Annotated in this window: 6 protein-coding genes; 4 read left to right on the top strand and 2 right to left on the bottom strand. The window is 73.6% G+C overall.

Going from position 1 to position 7,630, the window contains the following annotated elements; all coding sequences use genetic code 11:
• Positions 1–200: 200 nt before the first annotated feature.
• Complete coding sequence (locus ACFW9Z_RS02230; RefSeq protein WP_384632963.1) at positions 201–2,246, top strand: SpoIIE family protein phosphatase; 2,046 nt, start codon at positions 201–203, stop codon at positions 2,244–2,246.
• 52 nt (positions 2,247–2,298) lie between these two features.
• Entirely contained in the window at positions 2,299–3,540 is a 1,242-nt protein-coding gene (gene hemW, locus ACFW9Z_RS02225; protein WP_384632960.1) for a radical SAM family heme chaperone HemW, read from the top strand.
• Between the two features lie 21 nt (positions 3,541–3,561).
• Here the strand turns inward: hemW and ACFW9Z_RS02220 are convergent, their stop codons facing one another.
• Complete coding sequence (locus ACFW9Z_RS02220) at positions 3,562–4,383, bottom strand: DUF3097 domain-containing protein (protein ID WP_384632957.1); 822 nt, start codon at positions 4,381–4,383, stop codon at positions 3,562–3,564.
• A 181-nt stretch (positions 4,384–4,564) separates the two neighbouring features.
• Positions 4,565–5,296: an MBL fold metallo-hydrolase gene (locus tag ACFW9Z_RS02215; RefSeq protein ID WP_384632954.1), complete on the bottom strand. Its 732-nt coding sequence runs from the start codon at positions 5,294–5,296 to the stop codon at positions 4,565–4,567.
• A gap of 163 nt (positions 5,297–5,459) precedes the next feature.
• On the opposite strand from ACFW9Z_RS02215, the gene hrcA reads away from it, so the two are divergent.
• Both hrcA and dnaJ read left to right on the top strand, forming a co-directional pair.
• The gene (hrcA, locus tag ACFW9Z_RS02210; RefSeq protein WP_384632951.1) at positions 5,460–6,476 is read left to right on the top strand and encodes a heat-inducible transcriptional repressor HrcA; all 1,017 of its coding nucleotides are present in this window, start codon (positions 5,460–5,462) and stop codon (positions 6,474–6,476) included.
• Complete coding sequence (gene dnaJ / locus ACFW9Z_RS02205) at positions 6,477–7,616, top strand: molecular chaperone DnaJ (RefSeq protein ID WP_018511543.1); 1,140 nt, start codon at positions 6,477–6,479, stop codon at positions 7,614–7,616. It begins immediately after the preceding gene.
• Positions 7,617–7,630 lie beyond the last annotated feature (14 nt).

The following is a 7,630-nucleotide window of genomic DNA, read 5'->3' as shown; positions in this document are numbered from 1 at the left end:
GTCGGGGGGGGGGGGGGGGGGGGGTGGGCCTCCCGTCGTCGCCGCCCCCCCGCCCCCGCCCGCTGTCCGTTTGCCGTTGGGTTTCCCGCAGCCTTGCGTTCGAATCTGCTCGATTTTCTGCCCACTTCGGTAACTCGGCGCTTATGAGTGCGTCCGGTCTGTCACTCTGTCGGTGTCGTCGGACCCGGAGGAGCCGCACCGTGGGGCCCATTCCCTTGCAGCGGGACACCGTGCAGCGTCCCGGCACCGCCACCGGTGCCGGGACCGTGCACGGCCCGCGCCTGGTCAGCCGCACCAGCCTGCCCGGCATACCGCTGGCCCCGTCCGCCGCCCGCCGGTTCGTACGGGCGGCGCTCGCGGAGTGGACCGGGCTCGGGGTGCCCGCCGCCGTGGGCTTCAGCGACCGGCTCGCCGACGACGCCGTGACCGTCACCAACGAGCTGGTCACCAATGCCGTCGTCCACGCCGGGACCACGGTCGACCTGGTCCTGAGGCTGGAGGAGGAGTGCGACGACGAGCCGTCCGCCGCCCTCGTCCTGGAGGTCACCGACCACCATCCGGCCCGCCCGGTGGGCGCCGACGAGCGCGGGGCGGCCGAGGCCCCGGCGCCCACAGGACCGGTGGACACCGCCCCGGACGCTGGCCCGGCCTCCGCCCCCACCGAGGCCTCCGCCCCGGACACCGCCCCCACCGAGCCCCCCGCCCCCGACCCCGCAGGCCTCCCCGACCCCGCCGAGTACGGCCGGGGTCTCCAGCTCGTCGCCACCCTCGCCGAGGCCTGGGGCATCACCTATCGCACCGGCCTCAAGACCGTCTGGGCCCGTCTCCCCGTCGACGACTGGAGCGGCCCGCCCGCCCCGCCCGACCGGGACGCCCTCCGCCGCGGCCTGCGTGCCGCCGAGATCCTCGCCCCCGCCGCCCGGCGCACCGAGCGCGACGACGCCGTCTGGGACAGCCGGGGCGCCCCGGCCTTCCTCGCCGAGGCGTCCGACCTGCTCGCCGGGCAGCTCGACGAGGACCTGGTGGCCGCCATAGCGGGCCAGCTCCTGGTGCCCCGCCTCGCGGACTGGTGCGCGATCTGGCTGGAGGCCGAGGGCGGCGGGCCGGGCGCCGAACCCCGGCTCGCCCGCGTCTGGCACAGCGACGAGACCGGTACGGAGCCCCTGCGTACGGCCCTGGAGCGGGCGCCCCTCAAGCTCCCCGCCGGGGCGGGCTCCGGCCCCGTACCCGTCCCCGTACCCTGGCCGGCCCCACCCGCCGAAGAGGCTCCGCACCCCGGCGGCCGCGACGGCGCGGCCCTCGCCTTCCGGATCACGGCGGGCGGCCGGGCGCTCGGGACCGTGCTCGTCGGCCGCGAGGGCGTCGCCCAGGTCCCGGAAGCCGTCGCCTCGCTTATCGAGGACTTCGTACGCCGCCTCGGCCTCGCCGTCGGCGCCGCCCGCGCCTACACCCGGCAGGCCACCATCAGCCGCATCCTCCAGCGCGGCCTGCTGCCCAGCAAGGTCGCGGAGATCCCCGGTGTCACCAGCGCCCTCGTCTACGAACCGAGCGACGACGGCGTGGTCGGCGGTGACTTCTACGACATCTTCCCCTGCCCCGGCGACCGCTGGTGCTTCGTCCTCGGCGACGTCCAGGGCTCCGGCCCCGAGGCCGCCGTCGTCACCGGCCTCGCCCGCCCCTGGCTGCGGCTGCTCTCCCGCGAGGGCTTCGGCGTCGGGGAGGTCCTGGACCGGCTCAACCGGCTGCTCCTCGACGACGCCATGGAGGCCGCCGAGGCCGCCGCCCTGATGGTCGCCGCCGCCGGGGGCCAGCAGCTGCACGACGGCTCGCAGTCCCGGTTCCTCTCCCTGCTGTACGGGGAGGTCGTGCCGCTCCCCGGCGGAGGTGTCCGCTGCACGGTGGCCAGCGCCGGGCACCCGTTGCCGCTGCTGCTCCGCCCCGACGGCTCCGTATGCCCGGCGGCCGAGCCGCAGGTGCTGCTCGGGGTGGTGGAGGACGTGGCGTACGAGAGCCAGACCTTCGACCTGGCCCCCGGGGACACCCTGCTCTGCGTCACGGACGGGGTGACCGAGCGGCGGTCGGGCCCGCTGATGTTCGACGACGGGGACGGGCTCGCCCGGGTCCTGGCCGGATGCGCCGGGCTGCCCGCCGACGCGACGGCCGAGCGGATCAGACGAGCGGTTCACGAGTTCGCCGAGCGGCCCCCGGACGACGACGTGGCGCTGCTGGTCCTGCACGCGGACTGAAGCCCTGCGGACTGAAGCACTGCGGACCGAAGCACTTCGGACGCGAGCGACAATGGACGGTATGCCTTCCGTACTGCCCGATGGTGAGCCCGTGCCCGACGACGGGGCACTGCCCCGCCACGCCCTGGAAGGCGCAGCCGACCGCCCGCTCGGCTTCTACCTGCATGTCCCGTACTGCGCCACCCGCTGCGGCTACTGCGACTTCAACACCTACACCGCCACCGAGCTGCGCGGCTCCGGCGGCGCCCTGGCCTCCCGCGACAACTACGCCGCCCACCTCATCGAGGAGGTCCGCCAGGCCCGCAAGGTCCTCGGCGACGACCCGCGCCCCGTCCGTACGGTCTTCGTCGGCGGCGGCACCCCCACGCTGCTGCCCGCCGCCGATCTCGTACGGATGCTGGCATCGATCAAGGAGGAGTTCGGGCTCGCGGAGGACGCGGAGATCACCACCGAGGCGAACCCGGAGTCCGTCGACCCGGCCTACCTGACCGCCCTGCGCGAGGGCGGCTTCAACCGGGTCTCCTTCGGCATGCAGAGCGCCAAGCAGCACGTCCTGAAGATCCTGGACCGCACCCACACCCCCGGCCGCCCCGAAGCGTGCGTAGCCGAGGCACGGGCGGCGGGCTTCGACCACGTCAACCTCGACCTGATCTACGGCACCCCCGGCGAGTCCGACGACGACTGGCGGGCCACCCTGGACGCGGCGATCGGCGCGGGCCCCGACCACGTCTCCGCGTACGCGCTCATCGTCGAGGAGGGCACCCAGCTCGCCCGCCGCATCCGGCGCGGCGAGATCCCCATGACCGACGACGACGCGCACGCCGACCGCTACCTGATCGCGGACGAGGCCTTCGCCGCCGCCGGTTTCGACTGGTACGAGGTCTCCAACTGGGCCACCACCGAGGCCGGCCGCTGCCTCCACAACGAGCTGTACTGGCGCGGCGCCGACTGGTGGGGCGCGGGCCCCGGCGCCCACAGCCACGTCGGCGGCGTCCGCTGGTGGAACGTGAAGCACCCGGGCGCGTACGCCCAGGCGCTCTCCGAAGGCCGCTCACCGGGCGCGGGCCGGGAGATCCTCGCCGAGGAGGACCGCCGGGTGGAGCGCATCCTGCTGGAGCTCCGCCTCCGCGAGGGCTGCCCGCTCACCCTCCTCAAACCCGACGGCCTCGCCGCCTCCCGCCGCGCCCTGTCCGACGGGCTGCTGGCTCCGCAGCCGTACGAGGAGGGCCGCGCGGTCCTCACCCTGCGCGGGCGGCTGCTGGCCGACGCGGTGGTGCGGGACCTGGTGGACTGAGCCCCTGGGCCCTGTCTGGTATCACTCCGGCACGGCGGTCACGAAGTCGATCAGCTCTTCGACTCTTCCCAGCAATTGCGGCTCAAGATCCTTGTAGCTGTGCACCCTGGACAGGATGTGCTGCCAGGCCGCCCCCGTGTTCTCCGGCCACCCCAGCGCCCGGCACACCCCCGTCTTCCAGTCCTGGCCGCGCGGCACCACCGGCCACGCCCCGATCCCCACCGACGACGGCTTCACCGCCTCCCACACGTCGATGTACGGGTGGCCCACCACCAGCACATGCGGGTCCGAGACCTGCGCCGCGATCCGGGACTCCTTGGAGCCGGGCACCAGGTGGTCCACCAGCACCCCGAGCCGGGCGTCCGGCCCCGGGGAGAAGCCGCCCACGATGGCCGGGAGGTCGTCGATGCCCTCCAGGTACTCCACGACCACGCCCTCGATACGGAGGTCGTCGCCCCACACCCGCTCGACCAGCTCCGCGTCGTGCCGGCCCTCCACATAGATCCGCCCGGCCCGCGCCACCCGGGCCCGCGCACCGGGCACCGCCACCGAACCGGAGGCCGTACGGGTGGGGCGCACCGGACCGCCGGGCGCCGGGCGGACCAGCGTGACCACCTTGCCCTCCAGCAGGAAGGCGCGCGGCTCCATCGGGAAGACCCGGTGCTTGCCGAACCGGTCCTCCAGGGTCACCGTGGGCCCCTGGGCCGTCTTCTCGCAGCGGATCACCGCCCCGCAGAAGCCGCTGGCGACCTCCTCCACGACCAGGTCGGGCTCGGCGGGGACCTCGGGCACGGGGGCGGACCTCTTCCACGGCGGGGTCAGGTCCGGCTGGTAGCTGCGCATGGCACGACGATAATTCGCGCCGCCCGTACGGAGGTTCACACCCCGCCCACGACACGCGCCCTGCCTACGACACGCACGCCCCGCCCATGACACGCGCCCCGCCCACGACACACGCGCCCCGCGTGACCCGGAGCCCCCCCCGGAGCCCCCCCCGGGGACCCGGGAAGGCCCCAAGCCCCCCTCACCCCACCCCGAACCGCTCCGCCAACGCCCCCCGCTGCGCCCGGACGAACGCCGCGTCCACCACCGCCCCGTGCCCCGGTACGTACAGCGCGCTCTCCCCGCCCAGCTCAAGGAGCCGGTCCAGGGCGGCGGGCCAGCGCGAGGGGATCGCGTCCCCGCCCGCCTGCGGCTCGCCGGACTCCTCCACCAGGTCCCCGCAGAGCACCACCGGAGGCTCCCCGTCCGCGCCCGGGACCAGCACCGCGAGGTCGTGGCCGCTGTGGCCCGGGCCCACGTTGGCCAGCAGCACCTGACGGCCGCCGCCCAGGTCGAGCGTCCACTCGCCGGTCACCTCGTGGTGCGGCACCACCAGCGTGTCCACCACCCGGTGGGCCTCGTCCTCGGTGAGCCCGTGGTGGACGGCCGAGGCGCCCAGCTCGTCCGCCGAGCCCCGCAGCAGGGCGGCGATGCCCACGGCCCCGTACACCTGTGCGCCCGCGAACGCCGCCGTACCCAGGACATGATCGAAGTGGGGGTGGCTCAGTGCGATATGCGTCACCCTCCGGCCGAGCAGCGCCTCCGCCTGCCTCCGCAGCTCGACGCCCTCGCGCAGGGTCGAGCCCGTGTCGTACAGCAGCACCCCGCCGGTCCCGGCCACCAGCGCCACCGTGGCGTCCCAGCCCGGCAGCCGCCGCCGCCCGATACCGTGGCCCAACCGCTCCCAGCCGAAGTCTTCCCAAGAGGCGTCCATGGGACGACGCTATCGGGACGGCCCGCCCCGACCGGCGGCGGCGTGGCCGGTCACCCTTGCCCCGGCCCCACCCCACCCCCGTACACTGACCGGTGGGTAGCTGGCACTCGTACGCACCGAGTGCCAGACAGGCACCGGGAGAACACAGCTGGAGGTGTGCGCGATGCTCAGTGAACGCAGACTCGAAGTGCTGCGCGCCATCGTCCAGGACTATGTCGGCACCGAGGAGCCCGTCGGCTCCAAGGCGCTCACGGAACGGCACCAGCTGGGGGTCTCCCCGGCCACCGTCCGCAACGACATGGCGGTGCTGGAGGACGAGGGCTTCATCGCCCAGCCGCACACGAGCGCGGGGCGCATCCCCACCGACAAGGGGTACCGCCTCTTCGTCGACCGGCTCGCCGGCGTCAAGCCGCTCTCCTCGCCCGAGCGCCGGGCCATCCAGAACTTCCTCGACGGCGCGGTCGACCTCGACGACGTGGTCGGCCGGACCGTACGGCTGCTCGCGCAGCTGACCCGGCAGGTCGCGGTCGTGCAGTACCCCTCGCTGACCCGCTCGACGGTGCGGCACGTGGAGCTGCTGTCGCTGGCCCCCGCCCGGCTGATGCTGGTCCTGATCACGGACACCGGCCGGGTCGAACAGCGTATGATCGACTGCCCCGCGCCCTTCGGCGAGGCATCGCTCGTGGATCTGCGGGCCCGGCTCAACAGCCGGGTCGTCGGACGCCGCTTCGCGGATGTCCCGCAGCTGGTGCGGGAGCTGCCGGAATCCTTCGACAGCGAGGACCGGGGAACGGTTTCCACGGTCCTGTCCACCCTCCTCGAAACCCTGGTCGAGGAGACGGAGGAGCGGCTGATGATCGGCGGCACCTCCAACCTCACCCGCTTCGGGCACGACTTCCCTGTGATGATCCGGCCGGTGCTGGAAGCACTGGAGGAGCAGGTCGTCCTGCTGAAGCTGCTCGGTGAGGCCACGGACTCAGCCATGACCGTGCGGATCGGGCACGAGAACGCCCACGAGGGGCTCACCTCCACGTCCGTCGTCGCGGTCGGCTACGGTTCGGGCGACGAGGCAGTCGCCAAACTCGGCGTGGTCGGACCGACCCGCATGGACTACCCCGGAACGATGGGAGCGGTACGCGCAGTGGCACGTTACGTCGGACAGATCCTGGCGGAGTCGTAAGTGGCCACGGACTACTACGCCGTACTCGGCGTACGCCGCGACGCATCGCAGGACGAGATCAAGAAGGCATTCCGTCGGCTCGCCCGCGAGCTGCACCCGGATGTCAACCCCGATCCGAAGACCCAGGAGCGGTTCAAGGAGATCAACGCCGCTTACGAGGTGCTCTCGGACCCGCAGAAGAAGCAGGTCTACGACCTCGGCGGCGACCCGCTCTCCGCCAACGGCGGAGGCGGCGGTGCGGGCGGTTTCGGAGCCGGTGGCTTCGGCAACTTCTCGGACATCATGGACGCGTTCTTCGGAACGGCCTCGCAGCGCGGGCCCCGCTCGCGCACCCGGCGCGGCCAGGACGCCATGATCCGGCTGGAGATCGACCTCGCGGAGGCGGCCTTCGGCACCACCAAGGACATCCAGGTCGACACGGCGGTCGTCTGCAACACCTGCAGCGGCGAGGGCGCGGCCCCCGGGACCTCCGCCCAGACCTGTGACATGTGCCGCGGCCGCGGCGAGGTCTCGCAGGTCACCCGGTCCTTCCTGGGCCAGGTCATGACCTCGCGGCCCTGCCCGCAGTGCCAGGGCTTCGGTACGGTCGTGCCGACGCCGTGCCCGGAGTGCGCCGGTGACGGCCGTATCCGCTCGCGCCGCACGCTCACCGTCAAGATCCCCGCGGGCGTCGACAACGGCACCCGTATCCAGCTCGCCGGTGAGGGCGAGGTCGGCCCCGGCGGCGGCCCGCCCGGCGATCTGTACGTCGAGATCCACGAGCTGCCGCACTCCGTCTTCCAGCGGCGCGGCGACGACCTGCACTGCACGGTCACCATCCCGATGACGGCCGCGGCCCTGGGCACCAAGTGTCCGCTGGAGACCCTGGACGGCGTCGAGGAGATCGACATCCGGCCCGGCACCCAGTCCGGCCAGTCCGTCCCCCTGCACGGGCGGGGCATCACCCACCTGCGCGGCGGCGGCCGGGGCGACCTCATCGTGCACGTCGAGGTGATCACGCCGACCAAGCTCGACGCGGAACAGGAACGGCTGCTGCGAGAGCTCTCCAAGCTGCGCGGCGAGGAGCGGCCCCTGGGCCAGTTCCAGCCAGGTCAGCAGGGGCTCTTCTCCCGGCTGAAGGACGCCTTCAACGGCCGCTGAGCCCTTTTCCGCCT

This window comes from Streptomyces sp. NPDC059452, assembly GCF_042750035.1.
Classification (GTDB): Bacteria; Actinomycetota; Actinomycetes; order Streptomycetales; family Streptomycetaceae; genus Streptomyces.
Note: the sequence above shows the minus strand (reverse complement) of the source record. Positions and strands in the feature narration are given on the sequence as shown.